The sequence below is a fragment of the Actinokineospora inagensis DSM 44258 genome (assembly GCF_000482865.1).
GTDB classification, from domain to species: Bacteria; Actinomycetota; Actinomycetes; order Mycobacteriales; family Pseudonocardiaceae; genus Actinokineospora; species Actinokineospora inagensis.
Map to the genome: position 1 here is coordinate 136,364 of NZ_KI519518.1, position 25,615 is coordinate 161,978.

The 25,615-nt window shown below is 69.2% G+C and carries 24 protein-coding genes; 13 read left to right on the forward strand and 11 right to left on the reverse strand.

The window, feature by feature from the left end; genetic code table 11:
* The gene (locus H504_RS0130280) at positions 1-504 is read left to right on the forward strand and encodes a DinB family protein (RefSeq protein ID WP_035306878.1); all 504 of its coding nucleotides are present in this window, start codon (positions 1-3) and stop codon (positions 502-504) included.
* Here H504_RS0130280 and H504_RS0130285 read toward each other — a convergent pair.
* Together H504_RS0130285 and H504_RS0130290 are read right to left on the reverse strand one after the other, a co-directional pair.
* Positions 491-1,105: a P-loop nucleotide/nucleoside kinase family protein gene (locus tag H504_RS0130285; RefSeq protein ID WP_051386409.1), complete on the reverse strand. Its 615-nt coding sequence runs from the start codon at positions 1,103-1,105 to the stop codon at positions 491-493. The genes H504_RS0130280 and H504_RS0130285 overlap by 14 nt on opposite strands.
* Before the next feature lie 12 nt (positions 1,106-1,117).
* Positions 1,118-1,519, reverse strand: coding sequence for a TFIIB-type zinc ribbon-containing protein (locus H504_RS0130290; RefSeq protein ID WP_425394093.1), 402 nt, complete (start codon positions 1,517-1,519; stop codon positions 1,118-1,120).
* A gap of 106 nt (positions 1,520-1,625) precedes the next feature.
* Here H504_RS0130290 and H504_RS0130295 point away from each other — a divergent pair, with 106 nt between their 5' ends.
* The 3 genes from H504_RS0130295 to H504_RS0130305 all read left to right on the forward strand — a co-directional run bounded on the left by H504_RS0130295 (position 1,626) and on the right by H504_RS0130305 (position 5,651).
* Positions 1,626-2,393, forward strand: coding sequence for a 3-hydroxybutyrate dehydrogenase (locus H504_RS0130295; protein ID WP_026425858.1), 768 nt, complete (start codon positions 1,626-1,628; stop codon positions 2,391-2,393).
* Between the two features lie 15 nt (positions 2,394-2,408).
* Positions 2,409-3,716 carry an MFS transporter gene (locus tag H504_RS0130300; RefSeq protein ID WP_035306881.1) on the forward strand — a complete coding sequence of 436 codons (1,308 nt, stop codon included), beginning with the start codon at positions 2,409-2,411 and terminating at the stop codon, positions 3,714-3,716.
* A 66-nt stretch (positions 3,717-3,782) separates the two neighbouring features.
* A complete protein-coding gene (locus H504_RS0130305; protein ID WP_026425860.1) occupies positions 3,783-5,651 on the forward strand; it encodes a helix-turn-helix domain-containing protein in 1,869 nt (622 codons plus the stop codon).
* A gap of 193 nt (positions 5,652-5,844) precedes the next feature.
* On the opposite strand, the gene H504_RS0130310 is transcribed toward H504_RS0130305, so the two are convergent.
* From H504_RS0130310 to H504_RS0130320, 3 genes are all read right to left on the reverse strand, one after another.
* Positions 5,845-8,187 carry an FtsX-like permease family protein gene (locus tag H504_RS0130310; RefSeq protein ID WP_157440727.1) on the reverse strand — a complete coding sequence of 781 codons (2,343 nt, stop codon included), beginning with the start codon at positions 8,185-8,187 and terminating at the stop codon, positions 5,845-5,847.
* 135 nt (positions 8,188-8,322) lie between these two features.
* The gene (locus H504_RS0130315) at positions 8,323-9,039 is read right to left on the reverse strand and encodes an ABC transporter ATP-binding protein (RefSeq protein ID WP_051386410.1); all 717 of its coding nucleotides are present in this window, start codon (positions 9,037-9,039) and stop codon (positions 8,323-8,325) included.
* The gene (locus tag H504_RS0130320) at positions 9,036-9,560 is read right to left on the reverse strand and encodes a PadR family transcriptional regulator (protein WP_026425863.1); all 525 of its coding nucleotides are present in this window, start codon (positions 9,558-9,560) and stop codon (positions 9,036-9,038) included. Before H504_RS0130320 ends, H504_RS0130315 begins: the two co-directional genes overlap by 4 nt.
* A gap of 164 nt (positions 9,561-9,724) precedes the next feature.
* Here H504_RS0130320 and H504_RS0130325 point away from each other — a divergent pair, with 164 nt between their 5' ends.
* Positions 9,725-10,207 (forward strand): CGNR zinc finger domain-containing protein, encoded by a 483-nt coding sequence (locus H504_RS0130325; RefSeq protein ID WP_035306884.1) that lies wholly within the window; start codon positions 9,725-9,727, stop codon positions 10,205-10,207.
* 27 nt (positions 10,208-10,234) lie between these two features.
* Here the strand turns inward: H504_RS0130325 and H504_RS0130330 are convergent, their stop codons facing one another.
* On the reverse strand, positions 10,235-11,443 hold the full coding sequence (locus H504_RS0130330) for a DUF445 domain-containing protein (protein ID WP_084468415.1): 1,209 nt from the start codon (positions 11,441-11,443) through the stop codon (positions 10,235-10,237).
* A 642-nt stretch (positions 11,444-12,085) separates the two neighbouring features.
* On the opposite strand from H504_RS0130330, the gene H504_RS0130335 reads away from it, so the two are divergent.
* The 4 genes from H504_RS0130335 to H504_RS0130350 all read left to right on the forward strand — a co-directional run bounded on the left by H504_RS0130335 (position 12,086) and on the right by H504_RS0130350 (position 15,568).
* Positions 12,086-13,252, forward strand: coding sequence for a pyridoxal phosphate-dependent aminotransferase (locus H504_RS0130335; RefSeq protein WP_035306980.1), 1,167 nt, complete (start codon positions 12,086-12,088; stop codon positions 13,250-13,252).
* A gap of 232 nt (positions 13,253-13,484) precedes the next feature.
* Positions 13,485-14,054, forward strand: coding sequence for an RNA polymerase sigma factor (locus tag H504_RS40635; RefSeq protein ID WP_026425867.1), 570 nt, complete (start codon positions 13,485-13,487; stop codon positions 14,052-14,054).
* Complete coding sequence (locus H504_RS0130345; protein WP_026425868.1) at positions 14,051-14,458, forward strand: hypothetical protein; 408 nt, start codon at positions 14,051-14,053, stop codon at positions 14,456-14,458. The genes H504_RS40635 and H504_RS0130345 overlap by 4 nt, the downstream gene beginning before the upstream one ends.
* 267 nt (positions 14,459-14,725) lie before the next feature.
* Positions 14,726-15,568, forward strand: a complete 843-nt coding sequence (locus H504_RS0130350; protein ID WP_026425869.1) for a hypothetical protein — start codon at positions 14,726-14,728, stop codon at positions 15,566-15,568.
* A 297-nt stretch (positions 15,569-15,865) separates the two neighbouring features.
* Here H504_RS0130350 and yczR read toward each other — a convergent pair whose 3' ends face one another.
* The gene (gene yczR, locus H504_RS0130355; protein WP_026425870.1) at positions 15,866-17,308 is read right to left on the reverse strand and encodes a MocR-like transcription factor YczR; all 1,443 of its coding nucleotides are present in this window, start codon (positions 17,306-17,308) and stop codon (positions 15,866-15,868) included.
* Between the two features lie 59 nt (positions 17,309-17,367).
* On the opposite strand from yczR, the gene yczE reads away from it, so the two are divergent.
* From yczE to H504_RS0130370, 3 genes are all read left to right on the forward strand, one after another.
* A complete protein-coding gene (gene yczE / locus H504_RS37780; protein ID WP_035306886.1) occupies positions 17,368-18,009 on the forward strand; it encodes a membrane protein YczE in 642 nt (213 codons plus the stop codon).
* Between the two features lie 10 nt (positions 18,010-18,019).
* Positions 18,020-19,102 carry a calcium:cation antiporter gene (locus H504_RS0130365; protein ID WP_026425871.1) on the forward strand — a complete coding sequence of 361 codons (1,083 nt, stop codon included), beginning with the start codon at positions 18,020-18,022 and terminating at the stop codon, positions 19,100-19,102.
* An 86-nt stretch (positions 19,103-19,188) separates the two neighbouring features.
* On the forward strand, positions 19,189-19,557 hold the full coding sequence (locus tag H504_RS0130370; protein ID WP_026425872.1) for a VOC family protein: 369 nt from the start codon (positions 19,189-19,191) through the stop codon (positions 19,555-19,557).
* An 82-nt stretch (positions 19,558-19,639) separates the two neighbouring features.
* Here H504_RS0130370 and H504_RS0130375 read toward each other — a convergent pair whose 3' ends face one another.
* Both H504_RS0130375 and H504_RS0130380 read right to left on the reverse strand, forming a co-directional pair.
* The gene (locus tag H504_RS0130375) at positions 19,640-20,185 is read right to left on the reverse strand and encodes a Clp protease N-terminal domain-containing protein (protein WP_026425873.1); all 546 of its coding nucleotides are present in this window, start codon (positions 20,183-20,185) and stop codon (positions 19,640-19,642) included.
* The gene (locus H504_RS0130380) at positions 20,186-20,395 is read right to left on the reverse strand and encodes a sigma factor-like helix-turn-helix DNA-binding protein (RefSeq protein WP_026425874.1); all 210 of its coding nucleotides are present in this window, start codon (positions 20,393-20,395) and stop codon (positions 20,186-20,188) included.
* 1,327 nt (positions 20,396-21,722) lie between these two features.
* Between H504_RS0130380 and H504_RS0130385 the strand changes: the two genes are divergently transcribed.
* Positions 21,723-22,532, forward strand: coding sequence for a hypothetical protein (locus H504_RS0130385; RefSeq protein ID WP_026425875.1), 810 nt, complete (start codon positions 21,723-21,725; stop codon positions 22,530-22,532).
* A gap of 336 nt (positions 22,533-22,868) precedes the next feature.
* Here the strand turns inward: H504_RS0130385 and H504_RS0130390 are convergent, their stop codons facing one another.
* Both H504_RS0130390 and H504_RS0130395 read right to left on the reverse strand, forming a co-directional pair.
* Positions 22,869-24,176, reverse strand: coding sequence for a UDP-glucose dehydrogenase family protein (locus tag H504_RS0130390; RefSeq protein WP_026425876.1), 1,308 nt, complete (start codon positions 24,174-24,176; stop codon positions 22,869-22,871).
* A gap of 25 nt (positions 24,177-24,201) precedes the next feature.
* Positions 24,202-25,590 (reverse strand): glycosyltransferase family 4 protein, encoded by a 1,389-nt coding sequence (locus H504_RS0130395; protein WP_026425877.1) that lies wholly within the window; start codon positions 25,588-25,590, stop codon positions 24,202-24,204.
* Positions 25,591-25,615: the final 25 nt, after the last annotated feature.

The following is a 25,615-nucleotide window of genomic DNA, read 5'->3' on the forward strand; positions in this document are numbered from 1 at the left end:
ATGACAGAACGGATCGGGCCGCCCACCGTCGGCGCGGAGCGGGAGGTGCTGCGCGGGCTGTTGGATTTCCAGCGCGCGACCTTGGAACTCAAGTGCGAGGGGGTGTCCGACGACGACCTGCGCCGCCGGTCGTGTCCACCTTCGACACTGACGCTGCTCGGCCTCGTCCGGCACATGGCCGAGGTCGAGCGCACCTGGTTTCAACGGGTCATCAACGGTGAGGACTTACCGCTCGTGTGGTCCGACCACGGTGACTTCCAAGAGGCGTTCACCGTCGAGGGCGCGTCCGTCGCCGAGGCGTTCACGGCGTGGCGACGGGAGGTGGCACGCGCACGCGAGATCGAGCAGGCTGCGGTGTCGCTCGACGTGATCGGTTATTCCCCGCGCTGGGAGTCGGACGTGTCGCTGCGGGTCGTTCTCCAGCATGTCGTGTCCGAGTACGCCAGGCACAACGGCCACGCGGACTTCCTACGCGAAGCCATCGACGGCACTACTGGTGCTTGAGCAGGCTAAGAACCCAATTGGCGACAGCCTTCGTCGTTTCCTCTACCGGCGCCGTTGTGGTGTCCAGCAACTGCATGGGTGGATCGGTCGCGGCTGTTTTCACCCACCTGTTGAAGGTGACCATGTCGGCGATCCGTTGCTCGTCGTCCCAACCGCGCCAGGCAGGACGGTCACGGAGGCGTTGCGCGAGCACGTCATCGTCGGCGACCAGGGCCAGGTAGTGGATGTTGGAGAAGAGAACGCGTTCGGGCCGTAGTTCAAACTGCGGCGGCGCGACCGTTCCGCACAACACCACCGGGCGGCCGTTCTGGTTGACCATGGCCGCCATTCGCAACCAGGTCTGCCGGAACGCGCCGAAGTCGTCCTCAGGGTCGCGCAGCGCGCCGACCCACAGGACGTCCTGCTCGAGCACCACCGCGCGGTCGCCGAGCAGCGCGCCCAGCCGCCTGCCCACGGTCGACTTACCGGTGCCGCTCGGACCGGTAAGGGCGAACAGCGGGAGCCGCGCGAACGGCTCCCGCTGTCCACAGAACTCGCAGACCAGTAGATCACCGTCGGCGCGGGGTTCGTCGGCCCACTCGCCGCAGGCCGCGCAGATCATCGGGTTCAACGGTCAGTCGAAGAGTTCTTCAAAGAAGCCCTTCCGCCGCTTCTTGGCCCCTTGATGGCCGTAGTGGCCTTGGTGGCCGTATCCGGGAGGTGAGTCCCGGTAGCCGGGGGGCGAATCGCGGTACCCGGGCGGCGAGTCGCGGTTGCCATACCCGTGCGCGGCGGGGGACGGGTACTGCGGCTGCGGCGGGTACCCGGGCGGCGGGGCCTGGTACGGCGAGGGCGCTTGGTACTGCGGTGGCGTCTGGTAGTGGCGCTGCTCGGCGGCAGCGATCTGCTCCAGCTCGCCGCGGTCGAGGAAGATGCCCCGGCAGCCCTCGCACTGGTCGATGTGCACGCCGAGCCGGTCGACGGTGCGCATCACATTCTGACACTTCGGACAAATCACACCAACCAGAGTACGCAGATCATCCAGCTCCTGTCGGCGTGTCGGTGATCAACACCTATCGAGGTCAGGTTGTAGGAGCTACGCACATGGTCGGTGGCCCTGCGTGTACCTAACGTCATCAGGCATGACGAGTGGCACGGATCACAAAGGCGACCTGCGCGGGCGGACCGCGCTGGTGACCGGCGGGGCGAGCGGGATCGGACGCGCGTGCGTGCTGGCCTTGGCCGCGGCCGGGGCGGAGGTGCACGTGGCCGACCTGGCGGGCCCCGCCGCCGAGCAGGTCGCGGCCGAGGTCGGCGGGATCGCGCACGTGGTCGACCTCGCCGACCCGGCAGCGGTGAACACCCTCCCGGCCGAGGTCGACGTCCTGGTCAACAACGCGGGCCTGCAGCACGTCGCGCCGTTGCACGAGTTCCCCCCGGACCGGTTCGAACTCATCCAGCGGGTGATGGTGACCGCGCCGTTCCTGCTGGTCCGGCGCTGCCTGCCGCACATGTACGCGGGTGGCTGGGGTCGGATCGTGAACATCTCCAGCGTGCACGGGCTGCGGGCGAGCGCGTTCAAGGCCGCCTACGTGACCGCCAAACACGCGCTTGAGGGTTTGTCGAAGGTCGCCGCCGTCGAAGGGGCGCCACACGGCGTGACCAGCAACTGCGTCAGCCCCGGTTATGTCCGCACGCCGCTGGTCCAGGCGCAGATCGAGGCCCAGTCGCTGGCGCACGGGGTGGCCGAGACCGAGGTGGTCGACCAGGTGCTGCTGGACCGGTCGCCGATCAAGCGACTGGTCGAGGCGGACGAGGTCGCCGCCATCGTGCGGTGGTTGTGCGGCCCCCACGCGGCCAACGTCACCGGGATCTCCATCCCGGTCGACGGCGGCTGGACAGCCAACTGATTGGAGCTGACAGCGATGTCCAAGTTCGTGCGCGTCGTCGGTGCGAGCCTCATCGGCACCACGATCGAGTGGTATGACTTCTTCCTCTATACGTCCGCTGCGGCTCTTGTCTTCAACAAGTTGTTCTTCCCGACAGCCGACCCCCTCACGGGGACGTTGCTGGCCTTCTTGACCTATGCAGTGGGGTTTGTCGCCCGGCCTATCGGCGGTCTGGTGTTCGGACATTTCGGCGACAGGGTGGGTCGTAAGCGCTTACTGGTCCTGAGCCTGTTACTCATGGGCGGGGCAACCTTCGCGATGGGGTTGTTACCGACCTATACCGCCATCGGCGTCGGTGCACCGTTGCTGCTAACCGCCCTCCGCCTGGTCCAGGGGTTCGCGTTGGGCGGCGAGTGGGGTGGGGCCGTGCTCATCGTGTCCGAGCACGGTTCCCCTGAGCGGCGCGGGTTCTGGGCGTCGTGGCCGCAGTGCGGTGCCCCCGGCGGCAACCTGTTGGCGACAGGGGTACTGACGCTTCTTGCCGCCACGCAGTCCGATGCGACGTTCCTGTCATGGGGCTGGCGTGTGCCGTTCCTGTTGTCCGGCGTGCTCGTGATGGTTGGCCTCTGGGTACGCCTGTCCGTGACCGAGTCCCCGGTGTTCCTAGAGGCACAGGCGAAGGCCGCTGAACCGCACGTGCCCGTGGTGGAGGTCTTCCGCAACGGTTGGCGCCAAGTGCTGTTGACGATCGGCGCCCGCATGGCTGAGAACGTGTCTTACTACGTCATCACCGCGTTCATCCTCGTCTACGTCACCACCGGGCTGGGGATGGCGCGAACAGTCGGTCTGAACGCGGTGCTGATCGGGTCGGCGGTGCACTTTGTCGCCATCCCGTTGTGGGGCGCGTTGTCGGACTTGATCGGTCGACGCCCGGTCTACCTGTTCGGCGCGGTGTCGATGGCGGCGTGGGCGTTCGTGTTCTTCACGATGCTGGACTCGCGCTCGCCCGCAGTAATCGTCATCGCGGCCACGGTGGGGCTGGTGCTGCACGGCGCCATGTACGGGCCGCAGGCGGCGTTCTTCTCCGAGCAGTTCCCCACGCGTGTCCGCTACACAGGTCTTTCGGTCGGCGGCCAGTTGTCGTCCATCGCGGCGGGCGCGGTGGCACCGTTGATCGCGACAGCGCTGTTCCAGGCCTACCACAGCACGCTGCCGGTCTCGTTCTACCTGCTCGGGATGTGTGCGATCACCGTGGTCGCCGTCCTCCTTTCGCGGGAAACCCGCGGCCGGTCGTTGACCGAACCGGTGGCCACGGCCTCGGCGACGGCGGTTACAGCGGGCTGACCGCGCCGGTGGGGCCGTCCGGCGATTCGGGCGGCCCCCACGCGGTGCCCGGGGATTGGTGCGACCATGACCCCCGTGAAAGCGCACGACGCTGTTCGTGAATTGCTTGGTCTCCTGGTCACGGGGTCGAGCGGTGAGCGGCTGACGCAGGTAGCGGTAACGGCGCGCGCCGCCGGTCTTCCCCCGGACGAGCTGGTGGTGGTGGATACAGCCACCGAGGACGCGGTACGGGTAAGGCAGACGCTGGTAGACCATCGCCGCCGCGAGGCGGAGCTAACCGCCTTGTTCGACACGGCAAGCGATCTGGCCCGGTTGCGCGATACCGACGAAGTACTGCGATCGATCGTGCGGCGTTCGCGGATGCTGCTGCGCGTGAACGTCTCGTACCTGACGCTCAACGACGAGCACGCGGGCAAGACCTACATGCGCGTGACGGAAGGGTCCGCGTCGGCCTTGTTCCAGCAGGTCACCTTGGGGATGGGCGAGGGTCTGGGCGGGTTGGTAGCGCAGACCGCGCGCCCTTACGCGACTCGGGACTACTTCGCCGATTCCCGTTTCCGGCACACCACACCGATCGACTCGTCGGTGAAAGAAGAGGGCATCACGGCGATCCTTGGCGTGCCTCTTACCGTGGGCGGCAAGGTGATCGGGGTCCTGTTCGCGGCGGACCGGTCGCCTCGGGACTTCTCGCCAAGCGAGGTGGCGTTGCTGTCTTCGCTGGCCGACCACGCCGCCATCGCCATCGACAACGCGCGTCTGCTCGACGAGACCCGGCTGACGCTCGCCGACCTCAACGCCGCCAACGCCACCATCAAGGCGCACAACGAGGCCATGCGCCGCGCCGAGGAGGCACACGACAAGCTGACCGACCTGGTCTTGCGCGGGGGCGACCTGCCGGAGGTCGCGGCCGCCGTCGCCGAGGTGCTGCACGGCGGGATCGTGGTGTTCGACGAGTCGGGCACGGAACTGGCCCGAGTCGGCAACCAGCAGGTCTACCTCGATGGCAAGTCCGTCGCGACGGCCAGGGTGACCGGCCGCGCCGTGTCCACTCCGGACGGGTGGGTATGCGCGGTGCAGGCGGGGCAGGAAGTTCTCGGTAGCCTCATGCTGACCGGTCAGCCCGAACTCGCCGACGCCGACCGGAGGCTGTTCGAGCGCGCGGGCGTCGTCACCGCGCTCCTCTTGATGCTCCGACGGTCGGTGGTGCAGGCCGAGGATGAGGTCCGCGGCGAACTCCTGTCGGATCTGCTTACCGCGCCAGGTCGTAACCCCGCCGCGTTGCTGGCACGCGGACAGAGGCTGGGTGTAGACCTCGCCGCGCCCTATGCGGTGCTCGTGATAGCTGCCAACCAGGTGTCTCGTAGGCGACTCCTCGCCGCCGCGAGCCAGTTCGCCGTACTAATCGGTGTACACGCAGAGCAAGTAGTGCTTCTTACGCGCACCAATGACCCGAGTGCATTGGCCGCGCGGATCGCGATGTCGCTGTCTTCCACTGTGGACTCACCAGTGACCGTAGGTGCCGCAGGTCCCGCCACGGGCATGGATGCTCTTGTCGCCGCACACGCTGAGGCAGTGCTGTGTGTCCGATCCCTCTTGGCGCTAGGTCGGTCCGGACACGGTGGTGCCATGTCCGATCTAGGCTTTGTCGGCCTGCTCCTCGGTAACGCCGACCTGGAAAGCTACGTGCACAACAACCTGGGTCCGGTACTGGACTACGACGACCGCCGCGGCACCGAACTGCTGCACACCCTGGACGCGTACTTCACCTCCGGCGCCAACCTCACCCGAGCCAAAGATCTCCTGCACGTGCACGTGAACACGGTCGTGCAGCGGCTGGAACGGATCGGCTCACTGCTCGGCGCCGACTGGCAGGCCCCCGAACGGGCGCTGGAGATCCAGCTCGCGCTCCGGCTGTTCCGGCTGACCGAGGGGTAGTCGGCGAATCCGGTGCCTGCCACTGCCGGTTCGACGACCCTGTGGACAACTTTTCACCGGGTCTTGCGATTTCTGCCATCGTGTGCCGGTCAGCGAGGAACCCCGGAGGCACACCGTGTTCACCATCATCCACTGTGGACTGATCCTGCTCGGCTGGGCCAGGGGCCGACCCCCAGTCGGCCCCTGGCTCCGGCTATTCGGTGCGCAGCGATTCCAACCGGGTCGCGCTGCGCAGGAACGGCAGGGTCAGCAGGGAGACCAGCACCACCAACCCGCCCGCCGCGCCCGTCATCGCCGCCGCGCCGAGCCAGTCGACCACCAGGTCCACCCGCATCAGCCGCACCACCAGCACGGCCAAGATCCCCCCGAGTGCCACCGCGACGGCGACCCCCAGCACGATCGGCACGACGATCTGCCACAGCAGCGAGCGGGCGATCACCCCGGTCGGCACCCCGGAGGCGGCGAGCACGGCCAGCGGTCGCCTGCGCTCCCGAATGTGCTCCACGGCCAGCACCAGCAGGCTGATCCCGGCCAGCATCAACGTCAGCAGCGCGCCGACCAGCAGTCCGCGCCGGATGGTCAGGAACGTCCGCTGGTTCTCGTCCTCGGTGGTCACCGGCTTCCAGAGGCTGTAGGTGGGCACGAAAGCCCGCCAGGTCAGCGGGCCGAGCGCGACGCGCAACCGGTCGATCGAGTCGGGGTCCGCCGGGTCCAGCAGCACCCCGTACTGGTTCAGCGACGCGGGTGGGAGGGCAGGCAGCGCCCCGGGAGTGATCAGGAGCACGGCGCCCGCGTTGAGTGGGTTCATGCCGCGCTCGATGGGGCGCGCGAGGGTCCAGGACCGCGACTCGGGAGTGCCGGAGCCAGGACCGTAGCCGCCGCGCACGTCGTAGAGGACGGCGGAGACCGACGCCCCGGGCGAGAAGCCGCTGAGGGGCACATCCGGGTTCGCGTACATCCGGCCGTCGACGCAGGAGTCCACCGCGCTCATGCGTTCGGCCATGGCGCAGTCGGTCACCAAGGCGGTGAGGCCGTCGCCGGAGCTCGACCGCAAGTCGACATACCGGATGCGGCTCCAGAACTGGACCGCTGGGGCACCCGCGAGCAGCCGGTCGATCCCGGCCGCGCCCTGCTGGGCCACGTAGACCTCCGCGGTGTTGTGCCAACTGGCGGGCGGGGTCGAGTCGTAGCCGGTCCGGGGCAGCGAGTACGAACTCGCCTGGGACAGCAGGGCGGTCTGCAGGGCGATCGCGCCCGCGAGGACGACGGCGACCCCGCTCACGACCCTGGCCGAGGTCCCGCTGTCCAGTTGCAGCCTGCGGACCGCCAACTGCCAGGACGCGGACCCGCCGCGCAGGCGGCGCACCACGCGCTCGACCACCCAGGGGAGCAGGACGGGCACGCCGATCAAGACCAGGCACACCGCGATGGCGACCGCGACCGCCTGCCCCGCGGAGACCGTCGTGTACTGCTTGGACCGGCCGAGCCAGGCCAGCACACCGATGCCCGCGAGCACGGCGACCAGCCGCCAAGCCAGCCGCCTGCCGGTCGGCGTGCCGCGGCGGACCATGCCGAGCGGTTCGATGATGGTGCGGCGCAGCGCGAACTGGGCGGCGAACACGGCCAGCACCGGCGCGGACAGCACCACCAACCCGGCCAGCCACCACACCGGCACGATGTCGGCGGTGTAGACGCTCGCCCCGTAGAGGGTCACGCCGCCCGCCACCTGCCTGCCGACCAGGAACACCCCGATCCCGACCAGCACCCCGAACACCGCGCCCACCAGGGACTCGGCCGCCGCGATCCGACGGACCTGCCTGCTGTCCGCGCCGACCAGCCGCAACGCCGAGAGCCGCCGGTCCCGTTCGGCACCCGCGATCCGGGTGGCCGACACGAGAAAGATGAAAACCGGGATGAGTACCGCGATGATGCCCAGCAGCAACAACAGCAACAGGTTGGGCCGCAGCCCGGAGTACGGCACCGGGTCGAGCCCGAACCGGTAGGCCAACCCCACCTCCGGCGTGGCGGCCCGGTCGAGGTCGCCCGACCCGAGGTAGGCGACCGCGTCGTGCGGGTCCCGCACGGTTTCGGGGGCGATCGTCCCGACGACCCGTTCCGGGAACCTCGCCCGCAGCAGCGGGTCGGTCAGCAGGTCCGCCATCTCGGCCGACACGTACATCTCACCGGGTCCGGGCACCCCCGGAATCCCCTTGGGCGCGGGCGAATCCGCCGCGGTGCCGCGCAGGTAGAGCAGGTCGAGCTGACGTTCGCGAAACTCCGACCGGTTGGTATAGAAGATCGTCGGAGCAACCCCGGCGATGGGTCGCGTATCGCCAACGCCGGTGAGATCCCGCCCCGATCGCGCCTCCACGATCGGACCGACCGATGCCGCCAACAACAGCACGGCCACCGCCAACCCAACCCCGAGCGCGCTGAGCACAAACCGCACCAACGAGGTCCGGCCACCCCCCACGGCCAGCCGCACCCCAATCCCCATGTCGTTGAGCCAGTCCCACAACGACCCCGCTCGCCTCACCCGCTCACCCCCTCATCAACCCTTCACGTGCCCTGCCGATCGCCATGTCCGTCCGGGTGGCTGTTCCGGCGTTCGCCGGGTGCTTTGATGGCTCGATCCGGAACGTTGACCACGTCTCCGTTCCGGATCGAGCAGCTAGGAGACCTCGGCCCGTTGGCGCGTCCGACCGTCTCGGACCACCACCTCGCGGTCCGAGTAGGCGGCGACCCTGGCCTCGTGGGTCACCAGCACCAGCGACGCCCCGGTCTGCTTGGCCGTGTCGACGAGCAGGCGCATCACCTGTTCGCCGCTGAACGAGTCCAAGGCGCCGGTGGGTTCGTCGGCGAAGACCACCTTGGGCGCTGTCACCAGCGCACGGGCCACCGCCACCCGTTGGCCTTGACCGCCGGACACGTCGCCCGGCCGCTTGTCCGCGATCTGCTCGACTTCCAAGCGGGCCAACCATTCCCGCGCCCGCGCCTCGGCGACCCGTCGGCGCGTCCCCGCCAACCGCAGTGGCAGTGCGACGTTCTCCACGCAGGAGAGCTCGGGAACCAACTGTCCGAACTGGAAGATGAAGCCGAACTCGCCCCGTCGCAGCGCGCTGCGCGCCCGGTCGGACAAGTCGGCGAGGTCCTGGCCCTCGAACAGCACCGTGCCCGAGTCCGGGGTCACGAGTCCGGCGAGGCAGTGCAGCAGCGTCGACTTCCCCGAGCCGGAGGGACCCATGATGGCGACGATCTCGCCACGGGCCACGGTGATCCCGGCTCTGTCGAGCGCAGTCGTGTGGCCGAACGACTTCCGCAGGTCCATGGCGCTGAGCAAGGTGTCCGAGGTGGTCGGCTGGTCCCCGTCCAGCGCGGTGGCGCTCATCCGGTGACCTGCCTGGCGAGGTCGGCCAGCCGGGCCGCGGTCAGCTCCAGCCACCGCAGGTCCGCCTCGAGGTGGAACAGCGCGTGGTCGCAGATGAGTTGGTCGGCGAGGTCGCCACCCTGCTTGCGGCTGGTCAGCTCGCGCATCGACCGCAGGTGGGCCGCGCGCTGGGCGTCGAGCACCTCCTCGGCGTCGCGGCCGGACATCAGGGCGAGGACGACCTTCGTGTAGAGGGCGCTCTGCAGGTACATCTGCGGGTTCTCCGGGGTGATCAGCCAGGCCGACACGTCGGTGACCCCGGCGTCGGTGATCGCGTACCGCTTGCGTTCGGGCCCGCCGCCGACCTCGAACCCGCTCTCCTCCACCAGACCGTTGCGCAACAGGCGGGACAGCGTCGAGTACACCTGGCCGTACGCGAGCGGCCGGTCCTGCCCGAACCGCTCGTCGTAGACCCGCTTGAGGTCGTAGCCGTGCCGGGGACCGGTTTCCAGCAGCCCCAGCAGGGCGTGCCCAATCGACATGGTGAAGACGATACCGCACCGGTATACACACTAGGAATAGATCATTGAGCTGGGCAGATGATCCGCCGGAGGCAGTGCACTGGCCGGAAAACGCCATAACCGGTGAAGGGAGCGCAAGAGTTAGCCACACGCCGGGCAACCGGTATTCGGCCTACTGTGGTGTGGTGAGTACTGCTGAGGTCAGTGCCGCCCACGACGTGGAGCTGGTCCTCGATTTCCTGAACACGGTCGACGTCGAGCAGCGCACCGATGTCCTGGACGATCTGGCGCGCTGGCGGATCTGGCTGACCGAGCGCGATCTGGTCGACGATCCCTCGGTCCGCGCGACCCGGGACGGTCTGCGCGCCGTGGTCGGTGGCCCGCACGCTCCGGCGTTCCCGGCCGCGACGGTGCGGATCGAGTTGGTCACCGCCACGCCAACCCTGGTCGCGGACACCGTGACCGGCGCGGTCCTGGCGGCCGCCACCCGCTTGTCGGTCCTCGGCGAGTGGGACCGGCTGAAGATCTGCCCCGCCGACGATTGCCGCTGGGCGTTTTTCGACCGTTCCCGCAACCGCTCACGCACCTGGTGTTCCATGCGCGTCTGCGGAAACCGGGAGAAGGCCCGCGCCTGGCGCGAGCGTTCCAAACTCGGCCAGGCCCAGTAACGGCCCGATCAAACGACAAGCTCACCGCTAGCCGATCAACTGGGCGACGGTGTAAATGATCAGACCCGCCAACGCGCCGACCACGGTGCCGTTGATGCGGATGAACTGCAGGTCTCGGCCGACCTGCAGTTCGACCTTGCGCGCGGTTTCCTCGGCGTCCCAGCGCTGGACGGTGTCGGTGATCAGGGTGGTGATCTCGGCCCGGTAGTTCAGCACGACGTAGGCGGCGGCCCCCTCGACCCAACTGTCGGCCTTGGTGCGCAGCGTCTCGTCGCCGACGAGTCGTTCGCCGAGGGCGACGAGGGCGACGCGAACCCGGGTGCGCAGTTCGCTGGAGGGGTCCTCGGCGGCGTCGAGCAGCATCTTCTTGGCCGTGGCCCAAGCGGAGCCGATCAGGTTCTGCACCTCGGGGTGTTCGAGGACCTGCTGCTTGACCGTCTCGGCACGGGCCATGACCGTCGGGTCGCGCTGCAGGTCGCCCGCGAACTCGCGCAGGAACGTGTCCAGTGCGAGCCGCATCGGGTGGTTGACGTCGGTCTTGACCGCCCACGCGAAGGACAGCACCTCGCCGTAGACCTTGTCCGCGACCAACGAGTCGAAGAACTTCGGCGACCACGACGGCGCCCGGTCGGACACCACGGTCATGACCTGGTCGTAGTTGCCCTTCACCCAGTCGTACGCGCGGTCGCACATCAGGTCGACCAGTTTGTGGTGCGCCCCGTCCTCGAACACCCGCTCGAGCAACTTCCCCAGCGGCGGTCCCCACGGCACCTTCACCACCCGGGAGACAACGGCTTGTTCCATGACCGCCTGCACGTCTTCGTCGCGCAGCACGGTCACCGCCCCGCGCACCACGGTCGCCAACTCCGACGTGACCCGCTCGGCGTTCTCGGTCCGCGCCAGCCAAGCCCCCAACCGCGCCGCGATTCCCACCCGGCGCAACCGTTCGCGCACAACCTGTTCCGACAGGAAGTTCGTCCCGACGAACTCACCGAGGCTGTTGCCCAGCGCGTCCTTGCGGGACGGGATGATCGCGGTGTGCGGGATCGGCAGCCCCAGCGGCCGCCGGAACAGCGCGGTCACCGCGAACCAGTCGGCCAGCGCGCCCACCATCCCCGCCTCGGCCGCCGCCTTCACATACCCGACCCACCCGGGCGCCCCGTTCGCCCCCCAGATCGTCGTCACGAGGAACACCACCGTCGCCGCCCCGAGGAACGCGAGCGCGACCAGCTTCATCCGCCGCAACGCCCGCCGCTTCTCCGCTTCCCCCGGCACCGGCGACGGCACGGCCCCACCTTGCTGACCGGCACCTTGCCTGCCGGCACCCTGGTGACCGACACCCTGCTGACTGGTACCAAGCCGACCGGCACCAGTCGCGGGCACCTCGCCGTCCTGCCGCGCCTCCGCGCCGGACACCGCCTGCCGCCCCACCACATCACTCATGGCCGCCCGCCTCCCCGCCCACACCCAACACCGCCCGGCCGCCGACCACTGAGTCACGCACACCGCTCACCCCACCAACGACCACAGCTCGCATTCCGCTCCCGCCCACCTCGCGGGCTGCGCCACACCCACTCCCGTGTGCTGCACTCGACCCCACCCGGCACGACCTCAACAGCGATGACATCGCGCCAACCAAGCCCAACCGCTCATGAGCCCCCGGCGGCCATCCAGCCCGGACGACGCCGGTCGGACGCGACCACCCGACCGGATGTCCTGCCCTTGCGGGCACCGCGATCCACCGACCTTTGGCGAGGTCAGCGATGGGTTCCGCCGGGCAATCGCACCTCGGGCACGCGGACCGGGGCGGCCCCTGAGGTCCGTCTGGCGCGGGTGTCGGTTGCTCCACGGGCCCATTCTCCGTGAGGATGCGTGGTCGTGCCCCGAAGCAGCCTCGTGCCCCGCCTGCAGCCGTTCACCTCGACGATCTTCGCGGAGATGACCGCGTTGGCCGTGCGCCTGGACGCGGTCAACCTCGGTCAGGGTTTCCCGGACACGGACGGACCGGCCGGGATGCTGACCGCGGCCCAGGACGCGATCGCGTCCGGCGTCAACCAGTACCCGCCGGGCCCCGGGCGACCGGAGCTGCGGGCGGCGATCGCCGAGCAGCGGGCCAGGTACGGCACCGACTTCGACCCGGACACCGAAGTGCTGGTCACGGTGGGCGCCACCGAGGCCATCGCGGCGTCGCTGCTGGCGTTGGTGCAGGGTGGCGACGAGGTGATCCTGTTCGAGCCCTACTACGACTCGTACGCGGCCTCGGTCGCGCTCGCGGGAGCCGAGCGCAGGGTCGTGTCGCTGGTCGAGGAACCGTCCGGCCGGTTCGGTCTCGACGTGGCGGCGCTGCGCGCGGCGGTGACCCCGCGGACCAGGGCGATCCTGGTCAACACCCCGCACAACCCGACCGGCACCGTGTTGACCCGCGCCGAGCTGACCGCGATCGCCGAGGTGTGCCGGGAGCACGACCTGATCGCCATCACCGACGAGGTGTACGAGGACCTCCTGTTCGACGGTCGCGAGCACGTGCCGCTGGGCTCGCTGCCGGGGATGGCCGACCGGACCCTGACGATCTCCAGCGCGGGCAAGAGCTTCAACTGCACCGGCTGGAAGATCGGCTGGGTGTGCGGTCCCGCCGAGCTGGTGGCGGCGGTGCGGGCGGCCAAGCAGTTCCTGACCTTCGTCGGCGGTGCGCCGTTCCAACCCGCGGTCGCCCACGCGCTGCGCTCGGAACAGGCGTGGGTCGCCGAGCTGCGGGCGTCACTGGCGGACAAGCGCACCAGGTTGTCGACGGGTTTGGCCGAGGCGGGGTTCGACGTCCGCGCCGCCGAGGGCACCTACTTCGTGTGCGCCGACGTCCGCCCGCTCGGTTACACCGATGGTCTGGAGTTCTGCCGCGCCCTCCCGGAGAAGGTGGGCGTGGCCGCCGTCCCGGTCCAGGTCTTCACCGACAATCCAGATCGCTGGCGCCACGTGGTCCGCTTCGCGTTCTGCAAGCGCGATGAGGTCTTGGACGAGGCCATCTCCCGGTTGCGTCGTTTGCGTTAGGCATCACCTTTTCCTTTCTGCCGCTGGTTCCAGACAACCGGCGGCCGGGGTGGTCTGTCATCACTCATCCGGGCTACTCCGGGCCAACTCCGCTCTCAGCGGAATTGCCGGAGATCGCACATCAATAACCGGATCGGGCAGCGGTAATCACACCTTCGAGGGGCGCGGGGAGCGGGAACCGGGGCGGGTCCGTCTGAGCCGGCAAATAGCCGACCTCAGATCGGGGAACAGCGTGAACACACTGTCCACAGCAGACTTGTTGGACCGCGCCCGGGGCGGCGACGAGACCGCGTGGCGCGATCTCGTTGCCCGGTTCGCGCCGACCGTGTGGCGGGTGGCCAGGTCCTTCCGCCTGGGCGCCGCCGATTCCGCCGACGTCTGCCAGAACACCTGGATCGCGCTCGCCGAAAAGGCCTCGACCATCCACAGCCCGGAGCGGCTGTCGGCGTGGCTGACCACGACCGCCCGACGGGAGTCGATCCGGATGGTGGGCGCCCACAAACAGGAAGTCAGCGTCGACTGGATGGAATGGGGGACGCTGCTCCGCGACGAACAACAACCCGAGGAACGCGTTATCCGCTCCAACCGCGACGACCTCTTGTGGCGCGCTTTTAACCAACTCTCCGAGCGCTGCCGACAACTCTTGGGCCTAATGGCATTCGCGCCAGAACTCAGTTACCCCCGTCTAGCTCATGCGGTAGGTGTCGCTACCACGAGCGTTAGCACTACCCGAGCACGTTGCTTGGACATCCTGCGCCGCAAGCTCACCATCCTCGGCATGCCGGACGAGGTGGCGGGATGACGAGCTGGATCTCCGACGACGAGTTGCTGTCCGAGCTGCGCGGCCTGCTGGACCGATTGGACCCGACTCCGCGGCGGGTGGTGGACGCCGCGGTCGTGGCCGGGTCGATGCTCGGCGCGCGGTGGGTGGAGGTGGAGCTGACCGAGGTGAAGGGCGTGCTCGCCACCGGGGCGCGGACGGTGTGGCGCGGTGACGGGTTGTTGGTGGAGCTGGGCAGGCGGGTCACCGGCCTGGTCGACCCCAAGCTCGACGTCACCCACGTCGAACTGCACTCCCACGGCGCGGTCGAGGTTCTCGCGGTGGGCTCCATCGGCACGTTCTGCGCCGAGCGACCCGACGGCACTATCCGGCTCGTCTTGCACCGGTCGGGCGCGGCTCCCCTTGTGACGTCATGGCTCCGGTAGAGCTAGCCGGCGTAGACGGACGGCGGTCGACAACCGTCCGGATCGTGCAAGGCCACAAGGCGTTCGCGTTCGGCGGATCCGGACCGCGCGGTCGCACTGCGGTCTGTGTGCACTTGGGACACCGTGACGTCGCAGCCGCGCACTCGCACGGAAGACCGCGAGGTTCACCCGGTCCGGTGGATTCCACTGTCGGTGATCAACGCGACGGTGGGGTGGCGGCGGCGGACGCGTTGCGCCGTCTTTCCGGGTGGAACACACGCGGTTAGGGTGCAGAAGGACGACCCGGTCCTGGATAGTGGCCTGGTCACACCGGTCGGTGGCGGCTCGACGATGGGAACCGGGATGGCGGTGATGCGCGTGGCACGGTCGGTCGACCTGTCCCGGCTGCTGCTCCGGCTCGCCGTCACCGGTGGGCTGGTGGTGGCCGCGTGGGTGATCGGCGTGGTGCTCGCGGGCAGCGCGTCCGCCGACATCGGTCTCGGGTTGAGCTCGGAACCGGGCGACGACCAGGCCGTTGTCTCCGGGTACGTGGTCAACACCAAGACCAGGCCCGCCGCGGCGGTCAGCGCCATTGGCATCACCTCGACGACCCGGCCGCAGACAACCGTCTACGCGGGCGCGGTGTCGAACGAGGTAGCCGCACCACCGGTCGTAGTCACTCCTCCTATCCCCCCTCCCCCACCAATCGCGGTCGCACCGGTAGCGCAAGAGCCGCAGGCCGCGCCTGTCCGTAAGAGCGTCGAGCGGGCTAAACCGCGTCGACAAGCCGTCAAGGCCGTGCGGGCTGTTACCGCCATCGCGCAGACGATCGATGTGGCGTCACCGCCGCAGGCAGCACCACCTGCCAAATCGGAGAACCCGGACGACGGCCCGTTGGCCCAGTCGGGGAAGACCCCCCAAGTTCCCGCACCCACCGCGCCCGCCTGCCCGGCGGCGCCCGGTTCGGCGGCAGCGCCGTCTTACGACAACGGCGGTCACGCCAGGGCATCCCTTGGTGTTCTCACCGACCGTGCGCGGTTGGCACCGCTCGCCGTGGCGGGCGCGACCGCGTCCGGCCCGGTGGAGCCGTCCGGCGACGCCGCCGGGTTGCTCTCGTCCGCCCCGGACTGACCGGGCCGTTTCCACGGGACCGGTCTGTCCACTGACCGGTCGTCCCCACCGCTCACCAGCCATTTCCCGACCCGATCTGCCGACCGCGCCCGGTCAGATCGGGACCTGGCCCCGGCGCCGCGATGCCCCCGCGGCGCCGGGGCTCCCCCTCGGCCACCCCGGGTGGTCGGCACAACGCGGGGCTGTGCCGACCATCGGGGTGCGCACCGAGGCTGGGCGCTCCCGATGGCGAAAGGTCCAAACAACTACGCCATCCAGCGCACTGGATTTCTACCGCCTCGACCGGGTTGAGGCCACCTAGGCGACCGGGATTAGACCATCGGAACCGAGCGTTCCAGGCGATCCGGTGACGACGGCGGCCACTCCGGCGAGCCTGCGCACCGCCTCGGTCAGCAACGGCGCCGGTAGCGTGTACGGCAACCGCAGCCACCGGTCCAGGCCACCGTGGGCGCTGAACCTCGAGGCAGGTGCCAACCGCACCCCCACGCTCTGCGCCGCGACCGCGAGTCGGGTGCCAATCGGCTCAGGCAGCTCACACCACAGGCTCAGCCCGCCCCGGGGGATCTCGAAGGACCAGGTGGGGCAGTGCTCGCGCAACGCGTCAACCATCACATGCCTTGTCGCCGCCATCTCGGCGCGGCGCTCACGTAGCAATGGCTCCGGATCGGCATAGAGCTGCGCGAGGACCAACTGCTCGAAGACCGGGGAACCCAGGTCGAACGCCCGCCGGGACGCGGCGAGCCTGCCAATGATCTCGTCGGACGCGCGTATCCAACCCAACCGGAGCCCACCCCAGTGGGACTTGCTCGCGGAACCGACCGTGATGACCAAGCCCGGCTCGAATGACCCCATCGGGGGCGGACCGTCGAGGGGGTTGCCGTCGAGGTCTAGCTCAACGAGCGTTTCGTCGATCACGACAGGGGTGCGCGCACGGCGCAAGATGGCGGCCAACTGCTCGCGGCCCGCGGCGTCCAACCGGCGACCGGTGGGGTTGTGGAAGTCGACGATCATGTAGGCCAGCCGTGGCGCGGCTTGACGCAAGACCACATCAACACCCTCTAGGTCCCACCCCTGCTCAGGCATGGGTACCGGGACCGGGATGGCGTGCGCGGAGCGGATGGCCTCTAGAGCGTTGTTGTAGGTGGGCTGCTCCACGAGCACGCGGTCACCGGGGCCGGCCATGGCGCGTAGGACCAGAGCGAGCGCGTGGTGGGCTCCGTTGGTGACCAGGACCTGATCGGGCGTGGTGGGCAACCCCCGAGCCGTGAAGCGGTCGGCGAGCCGTTCCCGCAAGACGTTGAGCCCGTAGCCGAGGTAACCGTGGTTGGACAGCTCTACCGCGAACGCCGCGCGGACAGCGTCAACGGCCACCCCTACCCCTGGTAGCGCGCCTGGCGCGGCCGTGGCGAGGTCCAGCGGCTGGTTGCGTTCCTGGAACGGCGCGTTGGCGGGTGTGGCGGGGAGGGTGGTTCGCGAGCCTGAACCGCGCCTGCTGACGATGAGGCCGTCCTCGCGGAGGAGGTCCCAGGCGGTGGCGACGAGGGTCCTGCTGACGCCCAGGGCGGCCGCCAACTCGCGTTCGGCGGGCAGCGTGGTGCCGGGCGGCAACTGGCCGTCGAACATGAGCAGGCGGATACCGGCGGCGAGACCGGCGGAGCCCGACCTGTTGCCTTGGTCACGCCACTCACCCAGCATGCGGACCAATCGCGCTGCTGAGACCCGTCCTCCAGGGGGAAGCATGGGCCAATTCTCGCAGATTGGCTCTCGATTGAAGTCCAATGGTCGGTAACGATGGGGCCATGGCCCCCACCGACCTGTCCACCCTCCCGCTCCGGACCAGTCCAGGCAGACGACTCCCGCAACTGTTCGTCGGGCTGGCGCTCTACGGCTTCAGCACCGGGCTGCAGATCAAGGCGGCACTCGGCCTCGCACCGTGGGACGTGCTGCACGACGCGTTGCACAAGCTCTTAGGCGTCAGCTTCGGCACTGTCACCGCCGCAGTTAGCCTCGTCGTGCTGCTGTGCTGGATTCCCATCAAGCAGCGCCCCGGGGTCGGCACGATCTCCAACGTCTTACTCGTGTCGACCTCGATCGACTTGACCTTGGCGGTAGTGCCGACGCCGTCGAACATGTTCACCCGGATCGTCTTGATGATCGCCGCCGTCGCGCTCAACGGTCTTGCCACGGCCGCGTACATCGGTGTGCGCCTGGGGCCCGGACCGCGCGACGGGCTGATGACCGGGATCTCCGCCCGCACCGGTTACGCCATCCGCTGGGTGCGAACCGCCATCGAGATCATCGTGTTGGCGACGGGGTGGCTGTTGGGGGGATCGGTCGGCGTGGGCACTGTCATCTACGCGCTCGCCATCGGCCCACTCGCGCAGATGTTCCTCCCGATGGTGACTTGGCGTCCACGAGCCGAGGTGAAAGTCGGACATTAGTGTCGGGAGCATGACCAACGCCCCGACGCTGCCACGCTGGAGCCTGGCCGTACCGCCCGCCGCCCTTCTTATCCTCGTGTCGTCCTACGGCCGTCACCTCGGGCCGTTCCTGATAGTGCTCGTATGCCTCGGTCTTGCCGGCGCCGTTACCGCTGCCGTGCACCACGCGGAGGTCGTTGCCCACCGGGTCGGTGAACCGTTCGGCACGCTGATCCTGGCCATCGCGGTCACGGTGATCGAGGTCGCCCTGATCGTGACGCTGATGGTGTCGGGCGGCGAGAAGGCGGCGGCGCTGGCCCGGGACACCGTGTTCGCCGCGATCATGATCACCACCAACGGGATCGTCGGACTCGCGTTGCTGGTCGGCGCGTTGCGGCACCGCGTCCAGGAGTTCCGCGCGCACGCGTCGGGTGGCGCGCTCGCGGTGATCACCGCCCTGGTGACGTTGAGCCTCGTGCTGCCAACGTTCACGGAAAGCACACCGGGACCGACGTTCTCCGGAGCGCAACTGGCGTTCGCGGGTGTCGCGTCACTGGTGCTCTACGGCGTATTTGTGTTCGTACAAACCGTGCGCCACAGGGACTACTTCCTGCCCAAGACAAGCGCCAGCGAGGACGAGCACGCGGACGCACCATCGGGAAAGACGACTCGTACGAGTCTTGTGCTGCTCTTGGCCTGCCTGGTTGCTGTAGTGGGATTGGCTAAGACAGTCTCACCGACTCTAGAGTCCGCAGTGGACTCTGTTGGCGCACCTGTGTCTTTCGTAGGCGTCCTCATCGCGTTGCTTGTACTGCTACCGGAAACGGTTGCCGCAGTGCGCGCCTCTTTGCGCAACCGCCTGCAGGTGAGCCTGAACCTGGCACTCGGCTCGGCGCTGGCGAGCATCGGGCTGACGATCCCGGCGATCGCGGTCGCGTCGATCTGGCTCACCGGGCCGCTGAGGCTTGGCCTTGGCCCCAAGGAATTGGTGCTGCTCGTGTTGACCCTGCTGGTCAGCACGCTGACCCTGGTCTCCGGCCGGGCGACCCTGCTGCAGGGCACCGTGCACCTCACGGTGTTCAGCGCTTTCCTGTTCCTCGCCGTGACCCCGTGACAGCCTGTGGACAACTTGGTGCGGGCTTGACAGAAAACGTGGACACTGGTTGGCGGGCACCACAGCCAACTCAAGGAGGAACGACCATGCTCACCGAGACCGACGCCTTCAGCGGCTTCTCCGTCGACGACATCCCGGCGGCCAAGGAGTTCTACGGCACCACGCTCGGCCTCAGATTGTCGGCGGCGAACGGTATGTTGACCCTGCACCTGGGCGGTGGCGGGAACGTGCTGGTCTACCCCAAGCCCAACCACGCCCCCGCCACGTTCACCGTCCTGAACTTCCCGGTCGCCGACATCGAGTCCGCTGTGGACGAACTGGTGGCGAAGGGTGTTCGGTTCGAGCACTACGAGAACGAGAACCAGGACGAGCGGGGGGTCATGCGCGGGTTCGGGCCGCCGATCGCCTGGTTCACCGATCCCGCCGGGAACATCCTCTCGGTGCTGCAACGCTGATCACCGTCACACCACCCAGCGGCGGAGCCGCACCCGGCACCACCAACACGAACAAGGAGGTACCCGCCCGGACACCAAGCGGTCAGGCGGAGGCGAGATAGGTGCGCACGTTCTCATGGGTGACCCCCAGGGACGCCAACGCCTCGGTGGCGACACCACCGACGCGCAGCAGCGCCAACAGCACGTGCTCGTCACCGATGGACTTGTCGCCGCGTTCCAAGGCCTCACGGAGGCTGAGTTCCAGAACCCGTTTGGCATCACGGGAAAACGGAACCCGCCACCGCGGACCAGAGGTTCGTGGACGACGCGCCGCGGGCGCCAACGCGCCCTCACCGTGGTTCTGCTCGATCGCCGCGACAACCGCGTCGACATCGATGCCGAACTCGCCGAGCGCCTCGGTCTCCGCGGACGACAACCCACCCCGCCTGCGCGTCACCTCGATGGCCGCCTTGGCAGACTCGGCGGTGACGGCGTGCCGAGCCAGGACGGCCGTACCGCGGGTCCCGTCCTGCTTGAGCAGACCGAGCAACAGGTGCTCGGGCTCGATCAACGCCGCCTCATCCCGCTCGGCGAGGTGCACGCCGTCCCGGACGACGACCCGCGCCGCCTTGGTGAACCGCTCGAACATCTAGTGCCTCCCGTACTTCTTGTGCACGGCCTGCCTGCTCACCCCGAGCTCGGCCGCGATCTCCTGCCATGACCATCCGTTCAGCCGCGCACTCCGCACCTGAACCGCCTCGAGCTGCTCCAACAACTTGCGCAGCGCCGCGACCGCCCGCAGACCGACCCGGGGATCCCGGTCACCGGCCGCACTGGCCAACTGGGTTGCTTCAGCCATACCGTCAACATAGGTTGACACAGGCGCCGTGTCAACCTTGGTTGACGAGTTCGCCCGTGTGACCGACCCCGGCAAGCCACTCGACTGAACTGGCTGTCCAGGTCGACAGCCCGGCAAAGCGGCTGGGCTTGGTCAGACCAGCCCGACCAAGCGGACTTGGCTCGGCCGTGGGCAAGGCTGAGCGAGCGTGACCTGAGCCGGCCGTGGGTGGGCCAGGTGAGACTCGGCTGGGCTGAGCTGGGTTGGGCTTCGCCGGGTCAGGTTGGGTCGGATTTGGCTGGCTGGACTTGGCCAGATTGAGCCGGACCGGCTCGGCTCGGGCTGGGCTGGGCTGGACCAGCTTGAGTCGGGTCGAGCCGGATCGGGCCTGGTCGGGCGGGGTCGGGCTTGGCAGGGTCGGGCTGGGCTGGGCCAGCGTTGGGTCAGGTGGGACCGGGTCGAGCTTGGGTTGGGCTTGGGCTTGATTGGGGTCGGACTGCTGGGGTCGAACTGGGCCAGCTTGAGTCGGGTGGGGCTGGACCGGACCAGCTTGGGTTGGGCAGGGCCGACTTGAGTCGGGCGGGACCGTGCCGTACCGGGTCGGGCTGGGCAAGCTCGGGTTGGGCTGCCAGATTGAGCTGGACCAGCCTGAGTCGGGTGAGACCGGGCCGAGCCGGGTCGAGCCGGGCTGGGCTGGGTCGAGCCGGGCTGGGCTGGGTCGAGCCGGGCTGGGCTGGGTCGAGCCGGGCTGGGCTGGGTCGAGCCGGGCTGGGCTGGGTCGAGCCGGGCTGGGCTGGGTCGAGCCGGGCTGGGCTGGGTCGAGCCGGGCTGGGCTGGGCCGGCTCGGGTCGGGCTGTCAGGTTGGGCTAGGCCAGCTTGGGTCGAGTGGGATCGGGCTAGGCCAGCTTGGGTCGGGCTGGGACAAAAAGGGAAGGGCTGGGGCGGCCCGGGGCGGGCTGTCAGGTTGGGCTAGGCCAGCTTGGGTCGAGTGGGATCGGGCTAGGCCAGCTTGGGTCGGGCTAGGCCAGCTTGGGTCGGGCTAGGCCAGCTTGGGTCGGGCTAGGCCAGCTTGGGTCGAGTGGGATCGGGCTGGGCCAGCTTGGGTCGGGCCAGGCCAGCTTGGGTCGGGTGGGGCTGGGCTGAGCTGGGTCGGTCGTACTGGGGCGGGCTGGGCTTCGGGTCGGGGGCCGGGTTGTTGGCTGGGGTCGGGCGGGGCAGGCAGTGGGGGTGGGGAACGGGTTGGGGTGGGCTGGGAGTGGGTGGCTGGAATTGGCTGGGTGTGGAGTGGAGGGTGGGGAAAGGAGGGCGGGGCGCGGCGGGATGATCGTGGGTCTGGGAGCATCGGGGGGTGCCGGAGATCGCGATGGCGGAGGCGGCGGGGGTTGGGCTGGGCGGGGATGCGCGGCCCAGTGAGGACGTTGTCCTCGTACTGCCCGACGCGGTGGTGTTGTTGGATGGGGCTACGTCGATGCGGGATGACTTGCCCAGTGGGGGTGCGTACGCGGCGGAGTTGGGGGCTCAGGTGGCGGCGCGGCTGTCGGCGGCGCCTGAGTTGGATTTGGCGGACCTGTTGGCGGGGGCCATCCGGTCGGTGGCGCGGGGGAACGGGTTCACGCCGGGGGAGAGTCCGTCGAGCACTGTGTCGATCGTCCGGTGGAACGCGGCGGAGGTGGAGGCGCTCGTGTTGGCGGACAGTCCGGTGGTGGCGTTCCTGCCTGAACCGGACGTCGTCGAGGACCAGCGGTTGCGGATGGTGCCGCGGGGGAGTTACCGGGACCGGTTGAAGGGTGGGGGTGGGTACTCGGCCGATCACGTGGCGGCGGTGCGGGCGTCGGCGCGGAAGACGGCGGCGTTGCGGAACCAGGAGGGCGGGTACTGGGTGGCCGAGGCGGTACCGGCGGCGGCTCGGCACGCGGTGCGGCGGTCCTGGCCGCGCGACACCGTCCACCACATCCTCATGGCGAGCGACGGCGTCTCCTGCGGAGTCGACGACTACGGGGTCCTCACCTGGTCGGGGGTACTCACCCTGGCCCGCTCCAAAGGTCCCCAGGCCGTGCTGGACGCGGTCCGGGCCGCCGAAGAGTCCGACCCGGACGGCACCCGCTGGCCCAGGCCGAAACCGCATGACGACCAAGCCCTGGTCCTCATCGCCTTGTGACAAGCAAGAACCAGACGCACCCCAGGGGCCACGTGTCACAGCACGATGGAACCCACCGAACGCAAAGCAGCCGCACGACGACCAAGCCCCAGTACTCATCGCCTTCCAGCGAGCGGGAGCTGGATCTCCAAAGCGGTACGGCAGGACGGAGGCTGGCGACCCTAGTCAGCCGCGCGACGGTGAGAGCTGGTGGTCATCGCGTGTTGAGGAGTGGGCGGAGTGAGGTGTCGGGTGTGGGCGGCGCCTGTTGGCTCAAGGCTGGGACTCGGGGGAGTGGCTGCTGGAAAGGAGAAAGCCGCCGGGCGTGGGGGGCGCGGCGGCTTTCTCGGGGTGGGGTTACGGCTTGCCGAGGCCGATCCACTGGAAGCCTGCGCGGCGGGCGACGGCGGGGTCCAGGAGGTTGCGGGTGTCGACGACGATGGGGTTGCGGACGGAGTCGGCGAGGCGGGACCAGTCGAGGGAGCGGAACTCGGGCCACTCGGTCAGCACAACAACAGCCTCGGCGTCCTTGGCGGCCTCGTACGGGTCGTCGGCCACGGTGACCGAGGACAAGTCCGGGTGGCGGGTTTCCGGCTTCAGGGCCGGGTCGTAGCCCACCAGGTCGGCGCCTGCCTGGCGGAGGAGGGCGGCGACGGCCAGGGCGGGGGAGTCGCGCAGGTCGTCGGTGCCCGCCTTGAAGGTGAGGCCGAACAGGGCCAGTTTGCGGCGGGACAGCGAACCGTTGCGCTTGCCGGTCACGGCCAGCCGGACCTTCTCCACCATCCGCTGCCGCTGGCGGGTGTTGGTGTCGATCGTCGCGCGGATGAGGCGGAACTCGAAGTCGGCGGCGTCGGCCAACTGCACCATCGCGGACGTGTCCTTCGGCAGGCACGAGCCGCCCCAGCCGGGGCCGGGCTGCAGGAACGCCTGGCCGATGCGCTTGTCGTAGCCCATGCCCTCGGTGACATCCGAGATGTTCGCGCCGAGGCGGTCGCACAGTTCGGCGACGGCGTTCACATAGGACAGCTTCATCGCCAGGAAGCAGTTGGCGGCGTACTTGACCAGCTCGGCGCTGGGGGCGTCGGTCAGCACCGTGGGGGCGCCCAGCTTGGCGTACAAGGCGGCCACCCGCTCCGCGGCGTCCTGCTGGCGGCCGCCGACGACGATGCGGTCCGGGTTGAGGAAGTCGTAGACCGCGCTGCCCTCGCGCAGGAACTCCGGGTTGGACACGACGGCGACGTCGGCGCGGTCGAGGAGTTCCTCGGTGCGCTCAGCCGTCCCGACCGGCACGGTGGACTTGTTGACCACCACGCAGTCCACCGGCAGCAGCTCGCGAACCTCCTCGACCACCGACTCGACGATGCTCAGGTCCGCCACGCCGCCGACGCCCATCGGGGTCGGCACGCACAGGAACATGACCTCCGGCGCGTGCTGGACGGCGTTGGCGGCGCCGAGCACGAAGCTGAGCCTGCCCGCGGCGATGCCCTCGGCGACCAGGTCGGCCAGGCCGGGCTCGAGGATGTCGACCTCACCGGCGGTGAGGCGCTTGACCTTGTCGGCGTCCACATCGGCGCAGACCACGTCGTGGCCGAGGGAGGCAAGGCAGGCCCCCGTGGTCAAACCCACGTACCCGGTGCCGATCACGGCGATCCGTCGGACGAACATCAATTCTCTCCCCTGCGAAACGGAATCAGCTCTGGCCGCGGACCGGCTCGGACGGCGTCATGATGCGAGTCGCGGCGAACGCGCGCAACGCCGCCTCGTCGCGGAGGTCGACCAACTGGTTGCCCCACTGGTCGCGCAGCTCCGCCGGTTCCTGGCCGGACCTGCGGTCCACCGCGGGCCAGCCGTCCGGGAACGGACCGGCCGACGGGAACCCGAGAAGTTCGTCATACACCCCGACGTAGGCCTGCGCCTGCGGGCGCCAGTCCAGCACCTGCTCGGCGCGGCGGCGGCCCTTGGTGCCCAGCTCGGCGCGGCGCTCGGGGGCGTCGGCGAGTTCGAGCACGGCGTCGGCGAGGCCGTCGCTGTCGCCGGGCTCGACGTAGACGGCGCACTCGCCGCCGGAGACCACGGTCTCGGTGAGCCGGTAGGCGACGACGGGCAGCGCGTAGGCCATGTACTCCATGGTCTTGTTCATCGTGGACACGTCGTTGAGCGGGCTGCGCGGGTCGGGCGAGAGGCCGATGGACGCCGCGGACAGGTAGCTGGAGATCTTCTCCGGCCCGACCCGGCCGGTGAACTCGACGTAGTCGTCGAGGCCGAGGTCGCTGCTCTGCTGCTTGAGCTCGTCGAGGCAGTCGCCGAAGCCGAGCAGGACGAAGCGGAAGTCGCGGCGGCCGTGGTGGTTGACGATGCGGTCGGCGGCCAGCAGGACGCCGTCGACGCCGTCCTGCGGCCCCATGATGCCCAGGTAGGCGACGAGGTGCTTGCCGCCGCGGCGCAGGTCGGGGTCGGCGTAGACGGGCCGCATGACGGAGGTGTCCGGACCCGACCGCACCACCGTCGTGTGCTCGCGGTTGACGCCGCCGCGGTTGACCGCGATGTCCTGGTACGAGGTGTTGGTGGAGATGACCCGGTCCGCGGTGCGGAAGGTGCGGCGCTCAAGCCACTTGAGGATGGCGAGCTGGACCTTGCCCGCGAGCTTCTTCGGCTCGCCGAACCGCGACCGGAACACCTCGGGGTTGAGGTCGTGGTGGTCGAAGACGAACTTGACCGCGTCGGCCTTCCACAGCAGCGCGAGCGCCCAGTAGGTGTCCGGCGGGTTGCAGGCCTGCATGACGTGGAACCTGGCGCGACGGCGGACCTTGAGGGTCAGCGCGGCGGTGCGCAGCCAGCAGTAGACGAACTCCCACGCGTACCCGAGCAGCCCCTCGGCCTGCTTGGGCGGCTCGTACTTGTAGAGGTGGACGCCATCGAGCACGGCATAACCGGGGTCGCCGGGGCCCTTCGGGCAGATGACCGACACCTCGTAGCCCGCGGCCCGGAGCGCCTTGCATTCCAGCCAGACCCGCCGGTCGAGCGGGACGGGCAGGTTCTGCACGATGATCAGGACGTGCGGGGCCCTCTGACGGCTCACGGGGACCTCTTCCAAGGGGGTGGGG